This is a genomic window from Chryseobacterium sp. IHB B 17019 (genome assembly GCF_001456155.1).
Classification (GTDB): Bacteria; Bacteroidota; Bacteroidia; order Flavobacteriales; family Weeksellaceae; genus Chryseobacterium.
This window is the reverse complement of the sequence record NZ_CP013293.1, coordinates 3,885,795-3,903,684: the sequence shown is the minus strand read 5'-3', so window position 1 is coordinate 3,903,684 and position 17,890 is coordinate 3,885,795. Positions and strand designations below refer to the sequence as shown.

22 protein-coding genes are annotated in these 17,890 nt (G+C 35.9%); 10 read left to right on the top strand and 12 right to left on the bottom strand.

Annotation, left to right across the window (positions count from 1 at the left end):
* Nucleotides 1–35 precede the first annotated feature (35 nt).
* From ATE47_RS19325 to ATE47_RS18070, 6 genes are all read left to right on the top strand, one after another.
* The gene (locus ATE47_RS19325) at nucleotides 36–194 is read left to right on the top strand and encodes a hypothetical protein (RefSeq protein WP_185097109.1); all 159 of its coding nucleotides are present in this window, start codon (nucleotides 36–38) and stop codon (nucleotides 192–194) included.
* Nucleotides 195–600: 406 nt separating this feature from the next.
* Entirely contained in the window at nucleotides 601–1,992 is a 1,392-nt protein-coding gene (locus ATE47_RS18090) for an RtcB family protein (protein ID WP_062163272.1), read from the top strand.
* Nucleotides 1,993–2,074: 82 nt separating this feature from the next.
* Entirely contained in the window at nucleotides 2,075–2,620 is a 546-nt protein-coding gene (locus ATE47_RS18085) for a nucleotidyltransferase domain-containing protein (RefSeq protein WP_062163271.1), read from the top strand.
* Nucleotides 2,621–2,622: 2 nt separating this feature from the next.
* Entirely contained in the window at nucleotides 2,623–3,321 is a 699-nt protein-coding gene (gene prfH, locus ATE47_RS18080; protein ID WP_062163270.1) for a peptide chain release factor H, read from the top strand.
* On the top strand, nucleotides 3,308–3,823 hold the full coding sequence (locus ATE47_RS18075) for a tetratricopeptide repeat protein (protein WP_062163269.1): 516 nt from the start codon (nucleotides 3,308–3,310) through the stop codon (nucleotides 3,821–3,823). Before prfH ends, ATE47_RS18075 begins: the two co-directional genes overlap by 14 nt.
* 25 nt (nucleotides 3,824–3,848) lie before the next feature.
* On the top strand, nucleotides 3,849–4,841 hold the full coding sequence (locus tag ATE47_RS18070; protein ID WP_062163268.1) for an enolase C-terminal domain-like protein: 993 nt from the start codon (nucleotides 3,849–3,851) through the stop codon (nucleotides 4,839–4,841).
* A gap of 92 nt (nucleotides 4,842–4,933) precedes the next feature.
* Here the strand turns inward: ATE47_RS18070 and ATE47_RS18065 are convergent, their stop codons facing one another.
* Both ATE47_RS18065 and ATE47_RS18060 read right to left on the bottom strand, forming a co-directional pair.
* The gene (locus tag ATE47_RS18065) at nucleotides 4,934–5,221 is read right to left on the bottom strand and encodes a hypothetical protein (protein ID WP_062163267.1); all 288 of its coding nucleotides are present in this window, start codon (nucleotides 5,219–5,221) and stop codon (nucleotides 4,934–4,936) included.
* Between the two features lie 22 nt (nucleotides 5,222–5,243).
* A complete protein-coding gene (locus tag ATE47_RS18060; protein WP_062163266.1) occupies nucleotides 5,244–5,534 on the bottom strand; it encodes a hypothetical protein in 291 nt (96 codons plus the stop codon).
* A gap of 230 nt (nucleotides 5,535–5,764) precedes the next feature.
* On the opposite strand from ATE47_RS18060, the gene meaB reads away from it, so the two are divergent.
* Entirely contained in the window at nucleotides 5,765–6,748 is a 984-nt protein-coding gene (gene meaB / locus ATE47_RS18055) for a methylmalonyl Co-A mutase-associated GTPase MeaB (protein ID WP_062163265.1), read from the top strand.
* Here the strand turns inward: meaB and ATE47_RS18050 are convergent.
* Nucleotides 6,745–7,290 carry a DUF4251 domain-containing protein gene (locus ATE47_RS18050; protein WP_062163264.1) on the bottom strand — a complete coding sequence of 182 codons (546 nt, stop codon included), beginning with the start codon at nucleotides 7,288–7,290 and terminating at the stop codon, nucleotides 6,745–6,747. The two genes, meaB and ATE47_RS18050, sit on opposite strands and share 4 nt — an antisense overlap.
* A gap of 107 nt (nucleotides 7,291–7,397) precedes the next feature.
* Between ATE47_RS18050 and ATE47_RS18045 the strand changes: the two genes are divergently transcribed.
* Together ATE47_RS18045 and ATE47_RS18040 are read left to right on the top strand one after the other, a co-directional pair.
* Nucleotides 7,398–8,204: a M48 family metallopeptidase gene (locus ATE47_RS18045; protein ID WP_062163263.1), complete on the top strand. Its 807-nt coding sequence runs from the start codon at nucleotides 7,398–7,400 to the stop codon at nucleotides 8,202–8,204.
* Between the two features lie 93 nt (nucleotides 8,205–8,297).
* On the top strand, nucleotides 8,298–8,612 hold the full coding sequence (locus ATE47_RS18040) for a lipopolysaccharide assembly protein LapA domain-containing protein (protein ID WP_062163262.1): 315 nt from the start codon (nucleotides 8,298–8,300) through the stop codon (nucleotides 8,610–8,612).
* Nucleotides 8,613–8,649: 37 nt separating this feature from the next.
* Here ATE47_RS18040 and ATE47_RS18035 read toward each other — a convergent pair whose 3' ends face one another.
* The 9 genes from ATE47_RS18035 to pgi form a co-directional block, all read right to left on the bottom strand.
* A complete protein-coding gene (locus tag ATE47_RS18035; protein WP_062163261.1) occupies nucleotides 8,650–9,261 on the bottom strand; it encodes an outer membrane beta-barrel protein in 612 nt (203 codons plus the stop codon).
* On the bottom strand, nucleotides 9,245–10,060 hold the full coding sequence (locus ATE47_RS18030; RefSeq protein ID WP_062163260.1) for an ABC transporter ATP-binding protein: 816 nt from the start codon (nucleotides 10,058–10,060) through the stop codon (nucleotides 9,245–9,247). Before ATE47_RS18030 ends, ATE47_RS18035 begins: the two co-directional genes overlap by 17 nt.
* Entirely contained in the window at nucleotides 10,060–10,812 is a 753-nt protein-coding gene (locus ATE47_RS18025; protein WP_062163259.1) for an MlaE family ABC transporter permease, read from the bottom strand. Before ATE47_RS18025 ends, ATE47_RS18030 begins: the two co-directional genes overlap by 1 nt.
* An 82-nt stretch (nucleotides 10,813–10,894) precedes the next feature.
* Nucleotides 10,895–12,265, bottom strand: a complete 1,371-nt coding sequence (locus ATE47_RS18020; RefSeq protein WP_062163258.1) for an exopolysaccharide biosynthesis polyprenyl glycosylphosphotransferase — start codon at nucleotides 12,263–12,265, stop codon at nucleotides 10,895–10,897.
* Between the two features lie 40 nt (nucleotides 12,266–12,305).
* A complete protein-coding gene (locus ATE47_RS18015) occupies nucleotides 12,306–12,935 on the bottom strand; it encodes a 7-carboxy-7-deazaguanine synthase QueE (RefSeq protein ID WP_062163257.1) in 630 nt (209 codons plus the stop codon).
* Between the two features lie 6 nt (nucleotides 12,936–12,941).
* Nucleotides 12,942–13,826 carry a bifunctional 5,10-methylenetetrahydrofolate dehydrogenase/5,10-methenyltetrahydrofolate cyclohydrolase gene (locus ATE47_RS18010; RefSeq protein ID WP_062163256.1) on the bottom strand — a complete coding sequence of 295 codons (885 nt, stop codon included), beginning with the start codon at nucleotides 13,824–13,826 and terminating at the stop codon, nucleotides 12,942–12,944.
* Between the two features lie 30 nt (nucleotides 13,827–13,856).
* Entirely contained in the window at nucleotides 13,857–14,147 is a 291-nt protein-coding gene (locus tag ATE47_RS18005; protein WP_062163255.1) for a type II toxin-antitoxin system RelE/ParE family toxin, read from the bottom strand.
* Nucleotides 14,137–14,355, bottom strand: coding sequence for a DUF2683 family protein (locus ATE47_RS18000; protein WP_062163254.1), 219 nt, complete (start codon nucleotides 14,353–14,355; stop codon nucleotides 14,137–14,139). The genes ATE47_RS18005 and ATE47_RS18000 overlap by 11 nt, the downstream gene beginning before the upstream one ends.
* A 40-nt stretch (nucleotides 14,356–14,395) precedes the next feature.
* Nucleotides 14,396–16,036: a glucose-6-phosphate isomerase gene (pgi, locus tag ATE47_RS17995; protein ID WP_062163253.1), complete on the bottom strand. Its 1,641-nt coding sequence runs from the start codon at nucleotides 16,034–16,036 to the stop codon at nucleotides 14,396–14,398.
* Between the two features lie 197 nt (nucleotides 16,037–16,233).
* Here pgi and ATE47_RS17990 point away from each other — a divergent pair, with 197 nt between their 5' ends.
* A complete protein-coding gene (locus tag ATE47_RS17990) occupies nucleotides 16,234–17,661 on the top strand; it encodes a glycoside hydrolase family 125 protein (RefSeq protein WP_442857094.1) in 1,428 nt (475 codons plus the stop codon).
* Nucleotides 17,662–17,890 lie beyond the last annotated feature (229 nt).

The window sequence follows — 17,890 nt, the reverse complement described above, 5'->3', positions numbered from 1 at the left end:
AGAAACCTGAATAGTAAAAACATTCAGGTTTTTTTATGAAAAAATTTGCATATTCAGAAAAAGTAATATATTTGCACCTGAAAATCAAGTTTAACCAATTAAAAAACAACGAAGCAATGTTCAAAGCGACACAGAATTCTACAGTTGGATTACCCCTTATGGTGGTAAGGCTTCGTGGTTTGGTACACTCATAGGAATAACAGTATAATGAAATATCAAAACCCGAAGTCGTAGAGATTTCGGGTTTTTTTTGCGCAATATTTCAAACTCATATCAGTTTCCCCGAAATCCTTTTTTAATAAAATGTAGGACTTTCCGAATAGCCAATCTATTTTTTAGAAGCTATTTCCCGCTTTCCGCACTCGCTATTTTGTGGTTTTCGGGCGGCGGCGAAGCCGCCGCCCGAAAACCACAAAATGAGCTCAAACAAGTGCTGCAATCGGGGCTAGGAGAAATGTCCGCCAATAAAACCTAACAGGTTTCAAAAAACCTGTTAGGTTTAACAAATTAAAATCAACTAAAATTTTAGTTGAAGGAGAAATGATCGGAATATTAGGTCTAACTTCTAATATCTCACATCTAATATCTTAAACAAAAACAATGGGAAATTTAAAACTTAAAGGAAAAGACATATTAAAAATAGGCTATCCAAACAATCAAAGTGTAAACATCGCTTTGGAAGTCATGAAAAGAAATTTTGCAACGAAAAATATACATCATGTAAAATCTCTTTTAAAGGAAATTCTGATGAATCCGGAGAATTATGAAAAAGATTTAACCTTCGGACAAATTGCAGAAGCCCTGCTTTCATCCAGGAAAACAGAAAAAAGAATGCTTAATACAAACCGTACTTCTTTTCACATTTTTGGAAATAATATTTCGGATGAAGCCAAAAACCAGTTGTATACCGCATTGAAACTCCCCATTGCAACACAGGGAGCTTTGATGCCCGATGCTCACAGTGGTTATGGACTTCCGATCGGTGGAGTTCTTGCCGTAGAAAATGCCGTGATTCCTTATGGAGTCGGCATGGATATTGGCTGCAGGATGAGCCTCAGTATTTTGGATACGCCGGTTTCATACTTGGATGGCGCAAGAGATAAATATGAAAAAGCGCTGGCCGAGCATACCAAATTCGGAATGTATGAAACACATAAATCTCATGTCGATCACGAAATTTTCGACAGAGATACGTTTGATTTAATTCCGATTTTGAGAAGGTTAAAAGGAAAAGCCATCAAACAAATGGGAAGTTCCGGTGGTGGAAATCACTTTGTGGAATTCGGGGAAGTTGAGATTACGGAAGAAGACGAGCAGATCGGGCTTCCGAAAGGAAAATACCTCGGAATCCTTTCACACAGCGGTTCGCGTGGTTTGGGAGCTGAAATTGCTCAATATTATTCAAGAGTTGCCGTAGAACAATGTCCGTTGCCGAAAGAAGCACAAAACTTCGCCTGGCTGGATTTGAACACGCATCTCGGATTAGAATACTGGACAGCAATGAATCTCGCAGGAGATTATGCTTCGGCCTGTCACGACGACATTCACCGGAGGTTGGTGAAAGCAGTCGGAGGACGGGTAAAAGCGAAAATTGAAAACCATCACAATTTCGCCTGGAAAGAAATCCACAACGGAAAAGAAGTGATCGTTCACAGAAAAGGCGCAACTCCTGCCAACGAAAATGAATTGGGAATGATTCCCGGGTCGATGACGGCAAAAGGATTCATTGTTCGCGGAAAAGGAAATCCGGATTCACTGAATTCAGCTTCGCACGGCGCAGGACGAGCTTTTTCAAGAGGAGAATGCAGAAATCTGTTCACTCAAAATGACATCAAAAAAGAATTAAAATTAAAGAATGTCACTTTGATGGGTGGAAACACCGAAGAAGCACCAATGGCATACAAAGACATCAACGAAGTCATGAATGCACAAAGCGAATTGGTAGATATTCTAGGAACTTTTCAGCCAAGAATTGTGAGGATGGATAAGTAAAATAGTTGTTGGTTTATAGTTGTTGGTTAATGGATTTAACTGACAATTATTAACCTTCAATAATCAACAAAAAAATAACAAAATGGGAGCATCACATAACATAAAAAGATACGGTGAAGTCTGGCCGGAATTTAGAATTCAACACGGACTGGAAATTTTAGAAAAATTAAAAAATAAAGTCATTTTATCAGGAGGTTGGGCGTGGCATTTTTTGTCTGAAACAGGGCATACGGAATACAAGCACGCTCACGACCATAAGGATATTGATATTTTTGTGTCTAAAGAAAATGTTGCTGAAGTCGTTATGACTCTTCAGCAGGAGGGTTTTCAGAAAGTATGGACCCGCTACGATCATTTACCAAGTGAAGAAAATTTCCGCAGGTACGAGAAAACAGTCGAACTGGAAAATAAAAAGTTTCACAGAATAACAATAGACTTTTTTGAAAGAAACGATTTGGAAACCGTCGAAGCCAACGGATTTACAGTTGTGAAACCGGATGTTTTACTTTCATTTTACAGAAATATCCATTCTAGTGATAAATGTTGGGCAGTGATGGCTGCAAAAGATTTATTAGAAAGAGGAATTGATCCCGTTGGTCATCCGAGATTAAGTGAAATGCCAAAATAACAATGGACAAATTAATACAAATAACCTCAGGAAGAGGACCTTTAGAATGTCAATGGGTGGTTGCCAAAGTTCTGAAGGTTTTCCTTGATGAAACAAAAAACGATAATATAGATTACGAAATCATACACCGAGAAAATGGTGATGAAAATCTGACATTGAAATCTGTAACCATCCTTTTAAAAGGAAAAAATTTAAATGAATTTTTAAAAACATGGTTGGGAAGTATTTGTTGGACAGGAAAAAGCACATTCCGGAAATTGCACAAAAGAAGCAATTGGTTCATAGGGATTTTTGAACTGGAAGGATTAGAGAAGATTGATTTTAATGAAAAAGACATTCAGTTTCAAACTACAAGAAGCCAGGGAAGTGGCGGACAAAACGTGAATAAAGTGAACACCGCTGTTCGCGCAACACACTTACCTACGGGACAAAGTGTTTTTGTGCAGGATTCCCGGTCACAATTGGAGAATAAAAAATTGTCGATCACAAGACTAAAAGAAAAAGTGACAGGAATTTATATTCAACAATTGGAAAAGAGGATGCAGGAAACCTGGAACAACCATTTGCAGGTGCAGAGAGGAAATCCGATCCGAACATTTTCCGGAACAGATTTTAAAAAGAATTATCAGGAAAAATCTTTCAAAAAACAAAGAAATCAACTGAAAAATGAATTAAAAAACTACAAAAATGACCTTAACTAAAAGTAAATACTACTTCGAGGCTTTAGATAATTACCCTTACAGCTTGCCGGATTGCCTGGAAGCATTGAATTATGCGCTGTCTTACGATCCTGAAGATGCCGACAGCCTGTGTTTGATGGGAAGAATCTACAGCGAGATGCTGACCGACTACGAAAAAGCAAAGCTTTATTTTGAAGAAGCCATGCAATGTGATGTTACGAATTTAAACGTTCCGCAATATTACATCAAATGCCTTTTGGATAACGAAGATTTCCAGGAAGCAGAAAAACTGATTGCTTATTCATTAAAAATCAAAGGGATTGACAAATCAACCTTATGGTTATACAGATCTTTACTTTCTGAGAAGAGAGGAAGTTTATCTAATGCTTTGAAATTTTTAGACGAAGCTGAAAAATACTGTTTTACATCATGCAGTTTCGAGATGATAAAAGACCGTAAAAAATTCTTAAAAGAAAAAATGCCGAAGAAAAAGCAAACTAAAAAGAAGAAGGAGACGAAATAAGTCTCCTTTTTTTGTAAATTTAATAATGGAATTACGGTTTGAGCTTAAACAATTACATTTAAAAGAAACATTTTCAATTGCTTACGGAAATTACAACAAAAGAGATGCATTATTGATAGAATTATCTCACCAAAATTGTAACGGGTTTGGAGAATGCGTCGCGATCGATTATTATCAAATTGATTTTCAAAGTTTTGTCTTAAAATTAAAAGAAATTAAACCTAAAATTGAAGCTCAGAAAATTATTCATCCGAAAGATTTTTTTAAATTTTTATTGAATCTAAATTTGCATCCCTTTTTACTTTCAGCATTGGATTGTGCCTACTGGGATTTGTTCGGTAAGCTGGAAAATAAAAGCTTTATTGAGCTAAATCAAATTCCTTCTGAAAATTCAGTTGAAAGTTCCATCACGATTTCCGTTGCCAGTGTTGAAGATCAAATTAAAAAAATTGAGAAAAGCGGGTGGAATAAGTTCAAGGTAAAATGTAAAAGTTTAAATAAAAATGATATTGAAAGACTGTTGAAGTTAAATAGAAATATCGCATTAGATTCCAACGCAAGCTTCACCGATGAAGACTGTATCTGGCTTCAGGAAAATACTGAGGTTCAAAAGTTTTCATATCTCGAACAGCCGAGACCCATCGACAATTATCACGTTTTAAAGAAAGAAAGTTTTGCCAATTGGATGGCAGATGAAGATTGCCAGAATATTGATTCTTTGGATGAATTAGTTCCATATTATAAAAGCATTAATATCAAATTAATGAAATGTGGCGGATTAACACCCGCTCTGGAAATGATTAAAAAAGCCCGTGAATTAAACTACAAAATCATGATCGGCTGCATGACAGAATCTACCGTTGGCATTTCTGCGGGATGTGTTTTGACAGGACTTGTTGATTATGCAGATTTAGATGGGGCAAATCTTATTTCCAACGATTATGCCACCGGAAATTTTGCAGAAAACGGCAAAATAATATTATCCCAAAAACCAGGCTTAGGAATTGAGCTGAAATAAATCATTAATAGTGAAGTGAATACTCAATACGTTCACTTGTCAATTTTTGCGTTAAAATGAAACACAAAACAAAAATAGACTTCAAAAGAAGCCTATTTTTTATTTACAGAAATCAGATAATCATAAACCATTTGATGTTGATCATCATTCAGTTTAGCTCTTGGAGCCATTCTGCTCAATGTTTTTATCCATCCCTGATCGTCGTGCCTTTCGGGATTTGGCAGTCCGTGACACTTGTTGCATGAATTTTCAAAAATGGTTTTTCCCTGTGCCAGTTGTTCCGAGGAAGTGTACTTAGGTCCTGTTACGGCAGTACTTTTGGGTCCACACGACACCAAAAATGCGGAAATACCAATTATACCAAAAATCATTTTTTTCATAATAATATTTTTTTTGAGGTGATTATTTTTTCACAGATACGATATAATCGTAAACCCATTGATGTTGTTCATCCGTAAGCTTTGCTTTTGGAGCCATAGAATTCATAATTCCCACCCACTGTACTGAATTGTGAGACGTTGGATCAGGAAGTTTGTGACATTTTCCGCATGAGTTTTCAAAGATTGTTTTTCCTTGGGCTATCTGTTCTGCTGTAGACGTTGCAGCTACCGGAGCTGTCGCTGTTGAAGCTTTTGGAGTACACGACACCAACAAAACAGCAGTGAAAGATGCTACAGCTATTATTTTTTTCATTGTTTAATTATTTGATTTAAAACAAATGTAGGAAATTCCCTTTCTTATTGATGAGACAGTGCATAATTTAGAAGAAATACAAATTAAAAAGTGCGAATGATAAATTTCATTTCACTTGTCAATTGAGAATTTTGTGAATTTAAAAAAAAGAAATTAAATTCTTAAAAAAATTCACAAGCAAAGCAAATTCACTATTGACCGTTGACTTTTATTTGTCTATTTTTGAATTAATGAAATTTTCTACAGAAGAGCTAATAGAAGGAATAAGATCGGGAAACAAACGCCTGATCGCAAAAGCTATTACATTGGTTGAAAGTAAAAAATCCGAGCACAGACAACAGGCGGAAGAACTGTTGAAACAGATCATGCCGTTCACAGGAAACTCAATCCGAGTAGGTGTTACGGGAGTTCCGGGGGCCGGAAAATCAACTTTCATAGAAAATTTCGGAAGACTGGCGATTTCTAATGGTAAAAAAGTGGCTGTCCTAGCCATTGACCCGAGTTCTGCTATTAATAAAGGAAGTATTTTGGGTGATAAAACCAGAATGGAAGAACTCGCCAAAGAAGAAAATGCCTTCATCCGCCCCTCCCCAAGTTCCGGATTTTTGGGAGGTGTTGCCAATACAACTTTTGAAACGATGATGATCTGTGAAGCAGCAGGCTATGATTTTATTTTAATTGAAACAGTTGGTGTGGGTCAGTCTGAAGTTCTGGTTGCTGATATTACTGATGTCTTTTTATTTTTAAAAATAATTGGCGGCGGTGATGAGCTTCAGGGAATCAAGCGCGGAATCATGGAAATGGTGGACGTGATTTTCATCAATAAAGTGGAAAAAGAAAATCTTCAGAAAGCAAAAAATACAAGGCTAGAATTAAAACGTGCGTTGGATTTTATTCCATCTAAAGAAAAAGACTGGAGAGTTCCTGTTTTGCTCGGTTCTGCCTTGCATAATGAAGGATTGAGTGATGTTTTCGAGAAAATTAATGAGTTTATTAGTCTTAAAAAGAAAACCAACCGATTTGAAGAAGTTCGGACTCAACAGGCAGAAAAACGCTTTGAATATTGGGTTCAGGAATATATTCTATCAATGATGAAGAAAAATAACGCTGCGGAAGAAGCTTATATTCAACATAAAAAAAATGCTTCGACCATGGTTTCCAATCCAAGTACCGAAGCAAAATTATTTGTGGAAAAATTTTTATCTAAAGATTAAGGTTGAGGTTTTACCTCTTCATTTTTAGTAATATATCCGTCGTAAGAAATTGGTTGCCTGTCGTTACTTCTGATTGATGTGAAAGCTTTCCCGTTTTTAAATACTTCAATGATAATTTCATCTGCGTTACTTACATCGTTCGGTTTAATACTTACAATCCAGTTTCCTTTTTTATTTTGAGATTTGTTTACTGTAAAATCTTTTGATGTAAATCTGTAGCTGTTTTTATCTGTATTTCCATAAGTTGCATTGAAAACCCTTCCAAAATAAGGTAAAACTACTTCCAGCTTATCCTTTCTCAAATCAACACTGTAGTTACTTCCGGTAAGATCCAGAATTCTTGTGGATGTAGAGTTCGGCATAGAATTCATTACATTGATGACGTCATAATTCGTAGGAGTTGCTCTTTCCGCACGAAACGAAAAATCCTGGGAATTCACGAGCATCGACACTGTTTGAGAATCCATTCCACTCTGCGAAGAACAGTTTTGAAAGAGGAATAAAAACCCAAAAACAAATATGATTGAAATATACTTTTTCATGATAATAAAATAATTGTTAAATTTAAATAGCAAAATGTATGCAAATATATTGCTTAGAAACTATTTTGGAACAAAAATTGTAAAGGTTGAACTAATACACTCGAACTATGAAAATAAAACATTTATTAGGAATAGGAGCAGTTGCCCTTTCAGTTGCTGCCTGCACCACGAACCCTATCACGGGTAGATCTTCTTTGCAGCTAGCAAATAATTCAGAAATTCTGACGATGTCTTCTCAGGAATACAGATCGACATTGACAAAATCAAAAGTAATCACAGGAACAGCAGATGCAAAAAGGGTGGTGAATGTAGGATCGAGAATAAAATCTGCAGCAGAAAGATATTATCAGTCTATTGGACGTTCTGCGGATCTTGCGAATTATAGCTGGGAGTTTAATCTTATACAGAGCAACGAACTGAATGCATGGTGTATGCCCGGAGGAAAAGTTGCTGTATATACAGGAATTTTACCGGTTACCAAAAATGATAACGGACTTGCTGTAGTAATGGGGCACGAAGTTTCTCATGCTTTGGCAGGACACGGAAATGAAAGAATTTCTCAGGCAATGGTGGCTCAATATGGAGGTGCTATTTTGGGAGGAACAATTTCTAATGCGCAATGGGCAAATGTTTTCCAGAAAGTCTATCCTATCGGATCTCAGGTTGCCTTATTGAAATACGGCAGAAATCAGGAGTCTGAAGCAGATAAAATGGGATTATATTTAATGGGGATGGCAGGTTACGACCCAAGAGAGGCAGTCCCTTTCTGGAGCCGAATGGAAGCCTCATCTAAAGGAGGAAGACAACCGGAATTCTTATCCACCCACCCGAATCCTGAAACAAGAATATCAGATATTAATAAAGATCTGCCTAAAGCTCTTGAATATTATAAGGCTGCGGGAGGAAAAATATAATTAATAAAGAATTTTTAATCTTGAGTAAAGCCTTATTGAATTTTTTTAAATTTGGTAAGGCTTTCTAATTTTTTAATCGCTAAACACAATATTATGAAGAGTTTATCACTTACAGGACTTGTACTTTTGGCTGTTTCAGCTTTACTTTTTTATCTGACGACAGATTTTACCGTTGAGCAAATCAGAATGCCTCATATTATGGGAATAATGGGAGGTATCGGAATTGGGTTGATCATTGGTGGACTTGTAGGATATGTCAGTAAAGGAAGCGCCATAAAGCAAGAGCAGAAAAGAAAGGAATATAAACAATTACAAAAAGATAAAGAAGAGCTGGAAAAGCAGGCAGCGGAAATCGCAAAACGTGAAGCCGAACTTCGGAATCAGCAAAATCAAAATCCTCAAATCTAAGATTTGAGGATTTTTTATAGTTGTTATTTTCTTTAATTTAAAACTTGTATCCAACACCTACCATAAATAAATTTGGTCTGTTGTCGTATCTGATTTCTTCACCCGAAACTCTGTTGATAAAGTTTCTGGAATCTTTGCTGAAAGCACCTTCATATCTTGCATTCACAAGAAATTTCTTGATTTCAAGCTGAGCTCCGAACTGATAACCTACAGTAAAATTTTCTCTCGCATTCTCCTGAAAATCGTTGAAGGTATCTTCTTTGCTTAAATTATAACTCGCAACCGGACCTACGAAAACACCCAACATATCTCCTAAAACCTTATGTCCAACAAGCACTGGTAAATCAATACGGCTGCTTTTGATGTCAAAAGTCGTGTTTTCTGCAGTGAATTCGTTTTTAAAGTTGGTGTAATATAATTCCGGCATTACAAAAAATGCCGCCGGAAGATTCGCCTTCAATGAAAGCCCGATATTGAAGCCTACATTGTTTTTTCCTTCACCTTCAATGGCCTGGTTTACTGTTCCTTTAATATTTTTCCATGACGGTGAACCTGTCGGGAATATTAAGTTTGCTTTAGCAGCTAAAGAAATCTGAGCTGATGCAAGCATGGAAAACCCTATTAATGCTATACTAAGAACCTTTTTCATTGTCTTCTATTTTTGTGATTGTATTATCAATAGTTTTATTATTTTCAAGTAAATATTCTCTCAATTCTTTAAAAAGCTCTGACGAATAAACGAAATCAATCAGATTTTTATTGCCCGCTGTAATGAGAATGTCCTTATTACCTTCCCATTCTTTAATTCCTAATCTTAAGTAAACAATTTTCTCGCCAATCGTCATTACAGAGTTCATATCGTGCGTATTTATGATTGTGGTAGTATTATATTCTTTTGTGATTTCCAGCAAAAGATCATCGATTACGTTAGAAGTATAAGGATCCAAACCTGAGTTAGGCTCATCACAGAAAAGATATTTCGGGTGATTTACGATGGCTCTTGCAATGGCCACACGCTTTTGCATACCTCCGGAAATTTCAGAAGGAAATTTTCTGTTTGCTTTATCCAAATGTACTCTTCCGATTACCTCAAAAACCCTTCTTTTTTTCTCCCTGAATGTAAGATTGGTAAACATATCCAAAGGAAACATAATGTTTTCCTCCACCGTTAAAGAATCAAACAAAGCACTTCCCTGAAACAGGGTCCCGATTTCCGAACGAAGGTGCTGTTTCTCCTCTCTATTCATTACATTAATGTCTCTTCCATCAAAAAGAATCTCTCCCGAAGAAGGTTGATAAACATTCAATAAACTTTTTAGGAAAACAGTTTTCCCCGAGCCACTTTGCCCGATAATCAGGTTTACTTTTCCTTTTTCAAAAGTTGTTGAAATTCCTTTAAGTACTTCAACCTCATCAAAACTTTTCTTTAAATTTTTTACCTCAATCATTAGCTTAATATTAATTGGGTTAAAAGTAATTCCGAAAGGATAATGAACACCATTGTCCAAACCACAGCCTGTGTACTTGCCCTACCTACTTCCAGTGACCCTCCTTTTACATTATATCCGAAATAAGACGGCACCGTAGCAATAATAAATGCAAAAACAATGGTCTTGGTAAAGGCGTAATAAACAAAAAGATTAGGCATATACATCTGAATTCCTGTAATATAGTCGTTGGTGGTCCAGTTACCCGTTAAAACCCCGGCCAAATACCCTCCGCCAATACCGAATACGATACTAATGGCAATCAGTAGCGGATTAAAGATCATACAGGCGATTATTTTTGGTAAAATCAAAAAGTTTGGTGAATTTACTCCCATAATATCCAATGCATCAATCTGCTCCGAAACCCTCATTGTTCCAATACTCGAAGCAATATATGAACCAACTTTTCCGGCAAGAATAAGGCTGATAATGGTAGGTGAAAACTCCAGAACCAAAACCGCTTTTGTAGCATATCCTACAAATGACGGCGGAATGGGGAAATCCGAAGTGTCAAAGTTATTAAACATCTGAATGGCTACTACCGCCCCCACGAATATGGATGTAAAGATAACCAACCCAAATGAGTTGACACCCAAATCATTGATCTCTCTCATGAATAGTTTCCAGAACACTCTCATTTTCTGAGGTTTCTGGATGGATTTACCAACAAGGATTATATATTCTCCTATCGCTGTAAAAAACTTTTTTAACATGCTGCTAAATTAGACTTTTTTTATTAATTCTAAGGTTGAGGCTAAGGTTGAGGTTTAGTTTAACCTGAATTTAGTCTTCCCTTTATTTCGCATTTTTATCTCCGCCTACAACCAGAAAAATTGTTTTTAAAATAATAACCAGATCCAGCACAAAACTCCAGTTTCTCACGTAGAAAGCGTCTGCCAAAACTCTTTTATTCATTTCCACTTCCACATCTCCTGCATCGCCACGAAGTCCGTTTACCTGTGCAAGACCAGTAATTCCCGGGTTCACCATGCTTCTAAGACTGTATCGCCCGATCTTTGGCTTATAATAATTATCAACAGCCAACATGTGTGGTCTTGGGCCCACAATTGACATTTCTCCTTTCAAAACATTCAAAAACTGTGGCATTTCGTCTAAGCTGGTTTTTCTTAAAAATTTTCCGAATCTGGTAATTCGGGAATCATTTTCACTCGTAGTTCTTGTTGAAGATTCATCATTTACGATCATTGTTCTGAATTTAATACAATCAAAAACCTCCTCATGAAAACCATATCTTTTCTGTATGAAAAAAACAGGCCCTTTTGATGTTGATTTAATTAAAATTGCAATAATCGGAAACAGCCACGAACAAATGCAAACCAAAACAAAGACTGAAAAAACAACATCAAATGTTCTTTTTAATAAAAAATTGGAGTAATAATCCAACGGGTATTTTGCCTGATTCAGAACAGGTTGCGTCTGAATATATCCCATATCATACAGGAAAAAATCACTTTGTGTGATACTCGGAATCAATGAAATATGAACCTTATTAGCTTCTGCTAATCTGAAAATTTCTTTTTCGGTATCTTCATCGTAAGAATTTTCTATCGGGACAAACAAAGTATGAATACCGTTTGCTTTCCAGAATTCTATTAACTCGTTAGGCTTTATTTCAGGATTACTGTATTCGAAAATTTTGTACCCGTAATCTTTTCTTTCCTTTAAAATATTTTTTAAAACCTCCGTTGAGCTGTTTTCGTCCAGGAACATAATATTCCTGTGATTGATCCCTAAACTACGGATATATTTAATTCCGAAATAAATAAAGGATTTTGCCAGAAAAATAAAGAAAAACAGATAAAACGAAAGCCAGTAAATATCCGAATTGAAAAATACGTTATAACTCACTTTCCCAATCAGTAAAACCCCCAGAATAAATATCAGAAAATGAAGGAGAAGGCGCTCCAGAAACAAGGTATAAGTGAGGTTTCTGGGAATATTGTAGATTCTTGTCCTGCCACTGAGGAGCATCCAGAACAAAAATAACAACACTAAAGAAAATGCATTCTGGTACCATGTTTCCTGATTGTATTTCAAATCCTGGTTTCTGCTTACAAAAAAGAATATGAAAATAGATGCAATAACCAGAAGGTCAAGCAAAATGATAATCGATTTCAGGTATCTAGAGTATCGAATTCTCTGCATCTAGCTGTATTACGGATACGAAAGGCTAATTTACATATTTTTATGGGATATTCAGATATTTATGGGTCTGAACTGATGCCCGCCATTCCGGATGCTGTAAAATGAAATCAGTAATTTTCGGGTACATTTCGTCCCGCTTACTCCATTCGCTCTGCAGATATAAGGTACAGTTTTCCGAAACTTTTGCGGCCTGTTCCTGAGCAAATTTAAAATCATTATTATTAAAAACAATCATTTTAAGCTCATGAGCTTTCTGATAGATTTCTTCTTTTGGAAGTCCTGTTTTCTTTGGTGAAAGGGTGATCCAGTCGATGTGTCCGCTCATCGGATACGCTCCGGAAGTCTCAATATGAACCGTGCATCCCAATTCTTTTAATTTGGATGTTAAAATATCTAAATTCCACATTAATGGCTCACCGCCTGTTAAAACAATTGTTTTACAGTGACTTGCCGCAGTTTTTGCAATTTCTTCTGCATTCATTAGCGGATGTAAATTTGGATCCCAGCTTTCCTTTACATCACACCAGTGGCACCCAACGTCGCAACCGCCCAATCTGATGAAATAGGCTGCTTTTCCGGTATGCGCTCCTTCCCCCTGAAGAGTGTAAAAATGCTCCATCACCGGGAGCATTTTACCTTCTTTTAATAAAATATCTTCTTCTATTTTCATTTTAAATTAGTCGTTATAGACCGAAGTTTTGTAAGCAATGATGGTATTTTTCATCAACATCGCTCTTGTCATAGGCCCAACTCCTCCCGGAACCGGCGTAATCCAGCTTGCTTTTGCAGCACAGCTGTCAAAATCCACGTCACCGGCAAGGTAATATCCTTTTGGAGAGTCGTCGTCTACTCTTGTAATTCCTACGTCAACAATCACGGCTCCTTCTTTGATCATGTCTCCTTTTAAAAAATGAGGATCACCTAAAGCTGTGATTACGATGTCTGCTTTTTTAGTATATTCTTCGATGTCTTTGGTGTAAGAGTGCGTCAATGTAACCGTTGAGTTTCCAGGGAAATCTTTTCTTCCCATCAAAATACTCATTGGTCTTCCCACGATTTTACTTCTTCCGATAATTACACAATCTTTACCTTTCGTTTCAATATTATATCTTTCTAATAATGTTAAAATCCCGAATGGAGTTGCAGGCAAGAAAGTATCCATTTCCAACGCCATTTTCCCGAAGTTTTCAGGGTGAAAACCGTCAACATCTTTTCTTGGATCGATGGCATTAATGATTTTCTCCTGGTCAACCTGATCTGGTAAAGGTAACTGAACGATGAATCCGTCAACTGCTTTTGATTTATTTAATTCATCGATTTTTTCCAATAATTCAGATTCAGAAACCGTGCTTGGGAATTTGATTAAGCTGGATTGAAATCCTACTTCTTCACAGTCTTTTACTTTAGCATTTACATAAGCCTTGCTCGCTCCGTTGTTTCCAACAAGAATGGCCACCAAATGCGGCGCTCTTCTTTTGCTTTCAAGGATTTTATCAACTTCAACCTTGATTTCTGCTTTTATTTCTTTGGATACTTTTAATCCGTCAAGAATTTCTGCCATTTTTATTTTATTACTTTTTATTATTAGATTTTAAGGATATTTTTCCGGATTCTGATGAGTGCAGAAAACGGAAAGTATGTAAATTATTTTTTCTTTATCATCAACTTCATAAAATATGATGTAAGGAAATTTCTTTACCGGAAGAGCTCTTACCTGTTTAAACCTTTTCTGAAAATAAGGATTATTTATAATTTTGTTAATAGAAGCGTCGAATTGGTTATTAAAATTCTTGAGAACTTTTAATGAAATACTAGCATAATAATCTGTCGCTTCTTCGATATTTTCTTCAGCAAGCGGTAAAAACTTAAAATTAAAGTCCATATTTGGATCTCATTCTCTTCAAGGATTCCTTACCATCTACTGCCTTAGATTTATCTTGTTTTAAAGCTGCTTCTATAGATTTCACCATCTCGTCAGTCAATTCAAAATCATCTTCATTTTTTTCAAAGCTGATTTTCATTTTTTTCAAAAAAGTTTCCACAAAGGTCTCTTCTTCCTTATTGTGTAGGTTAATGATAATCTGTGTCATATCTTTATTTTTAATCAAAATTAATGAAAATCCTGAACAGTTATTTATTTCCTTTATAATAATTAATCAACCCATTCGTCGAGCTGTCGTGAGAGTTAATGGTCTCATTATTTTCAAGTTCCGGTAGAATTTTGTTTGCTAAAACTTTTCCTAATTCTACACCGAATTGATCGAAGCTGAAAATATTCCAGATCACTCCCTGAACAAATATTTTATGTTCATACATTGCAATTAACTGCCCCAATGAAAATGGAGTTAATTCATTGAATATAAATGAATTTGTTGGCGTATTTCCATGGAAGACTTTATAATTTAATAAGAAATCAATTTCTTCATCAGATTTCCCGGAATTCTTTAATTCTTCCTCAACTTCCTCTTCTGTTTTTCCGAAGGCAAGTGCCTCAGTCTGAGCGAAAAAGTTAGCCAGCAATTTATCCTGATGATCAGAAACTTTGTTTGGGCTTTTTGCATACGCAATAAAATCAGCAGGAATCAATTCTGTTCCCTGGTGAATCAATTGATAGAAAGCATGTTGCCCGTTTGTTCCCGGCTCGCCCCAAATGATGGGCCCTGTTTCATATTCTACGAATTCACCATTTCTGTCAACACATTTTCCGTTACTTTCCATGTCGCCTTGTTGAAGATATGCTGCAAATCTGTCTAAATATTGAGAGTAAGGTAAAATTGCATAGCTTGTCGCTGCAAAGAAATTACGATACCAAATTCCCAATAATCCCATTAAAACAGGAATATTGTCAGCAAAATCAGCTGTTTGGAAATGTTGATCTGTATCAAAAGCCCCTTTTAATAATTGCTCAAAATTTTCATATCCGACTGAAAGAACGATGCTAAGACCAATCGCACTCCAAAGTGAATATCTTCCGCCAACCCAATCCCAGAATTCGAAGATGTTTTCCTCTGCGATTCCAAAGTCTTTAACTGCCTGAACATTAGTCGATAAAGCCACAAAGTGTTTGGCGACATCTTCCTGTTTTCCAGCTTTCAGGAACCAGTCTTTTGCTGAATTGGCATTGGTCATTGTTTCCTGGGTTGTAAATGTTTTAGAAGCAATGATGAATAATGTTGTTTCAGGGTTTAAGTTCTTTACAACTTCTGCGATATGATTTCCGTCCACGTTGGAAACGAAATGAACATCTAACCTTGTCTTAAAATGTTTCAAAGCCGAAACTACCATCACGGGCCCCAAATCTGAACCCCCGATTCCGATATTCACAACATCAGTGATTTCTTTTCCGCTGAAACCTTTGTGCTCTCCCGAAATAATGCTTTCCGAGAAAGATTTCATATGATCAAGAACTCTTTTAATCTGAGGCTTGATATTTTCGCCATCAACTAAAATTTCTTTATCAGAAAAATCCCTCAAAGCGGTATGCAAAACCGCTCTTCCTTCTGTTTCATTGATTTTATCTCCGGAAAACATTTTAGAAATAGCGTCTCTTAACTGGCATTCTTCTGCAAGACTTAATAAAAGCTCTTTCGTTCTATCGTCAATTAAATTTTTAGAATAGTCAAAAAGGAAGTTGTCTCTTTTTAATGAAAATTCATTGAAACGGTTCGGATTATATTGAAAAAGAGTTCTTAAATCAAAATCATTGTTTGCAAAATGCTCATCAAGAGCTTTCCAGCTGTTGGTTTGGGTAGGATTTATTTTTGATAGCATATGTTTAGAAATTAAGGTTTTAGAGCGTAGGATTTAGGATCTTGGTGTACCAAATCCTCATGCCATATTATTGATCTGCAAATTTACGGAATTTTACTGCAATGATGTTAATTGATGATTAAAAATCAACTGGTAATTGTAGCCTGTTACCTTTTAAATCATTACTTTTAAATTAAATATTTTCATTAAAGATCATGATTAACAGAAGAAGTTTCATTAAAAAATCAGGATTAGGGCTTGGTTTTTTTGCTTTGCCAACCTCTGCAAAATTTTTATATACAATTGATTACATTTCGAAGAGACCGAATATCAATCAAAGGAAATTCACTTCCCAGGCAGTTGAAAATACGATCAAAACTGTCAAAAAATCTATTGCTGATGAAGAACTGGCCTGGATGTTTGAAAACTGTTTTCCTAATACATTGGATACAACAGTAAAATTTTATCAGAAAAACAATAAATTTTATACGTATGTAATCACGGGAGATATTGATGCGATGTGGCTTCGAGATTCTTCGGCGCAGGTTTTCCCTTATCTGAGTCTTGCAAATGAAGATAAAAAGTTAAAGGATTTGTTGAAAGGTGTGATCAATAAACAGGTTGAATGTGTTCTTCTTGATCCTTACGCGAATGCTTTTTTTGATGATTCGAGTAAAATAAGTGAATGGAAAAATGATTCAACACAAATGAAACCGGGAGTTCACGAGCGGAAATGGGAAGTTGATTCTCTGTGTTATGTCATGCGTTTGTCTTATCATTACTGGAAAACGACCGGAGATTCTTCTGTTTTTGATGCAGAATGGAAAAAATCGATGCTTTTGATTTTGCAGACTTTTAAAGAGCAGCAAAGAAAAAATTCTAAAGGGCCATATTGGTTTCAAAGATCAAACGGAAATGCTTTGGATACACAATTTGAAGGAGGTTTTGGAAACCCCACGAAGAAAATCGGACTCATTCACTCGATGTTCCGGCCTTCCGATGATGCTACTTTTTATCCTTTTTTAATTTCTTCCAATATGTTTGCGGCGGTGTCTTTAAGGCAAATTGCTGAGATTTTTTCGATGATTTTAAAGGATGAAACTTCTTCAATTCAATTTAAAGATTTAGCAAAAGAAGTGGATGAAGCCATTCAAAAGTATGCGATTTTAAATCACCCTGAAGCCGGAAAAATTTATGCTTTGGAAATTGATGGTTTCGGAAATGCTTTATTTATGGACGATGCCAATGTCCCTAATTTACTGTCGATTCCTTATTTGGGCTATGCTTCAAAAGAGGATGAAGTGTATGAAAATACAAGGAGATTTTCTTTAAGTCATGCCAATCCATGGTTCAGTTCGGGAAAATTTGCAAAAGGAATTGGCGGTCCGCATATCGGTGAGCATAAAATCTGGCCTCTTGGTTTGATTATGCAGGCTTTGACAACGGATGATGAGGAAGAAATAATTTCTTGCCTAAAGATGTTAAAAGCCACTCACGCCGGAACAGGCTTTATCCATGAATCTTTTGACGTCGATAATCCGAAAGATTTTACAAGATCCTGGTTTTCCTGGGCAAATACACTTTTTGGTGAGCTGATTCTTCATTTATATAAGACAAAACCCGAAATTCTGAAAAGAAAATTTTAAGCATAAAACCTCCGGAAAATCTGGAGGTTTCTTGTAAAATCTAAAATTAGTTTATTTAACCGCAAAAAGAATCAAAAGCTATTTGCATATTTTTTAATTAGCAGAAACAAAAGTTTTCCAAAAATAAAAAATCAAAAATTTTAAAGTTTATGTGCTCTTCTTTACGTTTTTTTTGATAAACTTAAAATATTAATGGGTTAAGCTTTTGCTTCTTTTGCGGTTAAAATAT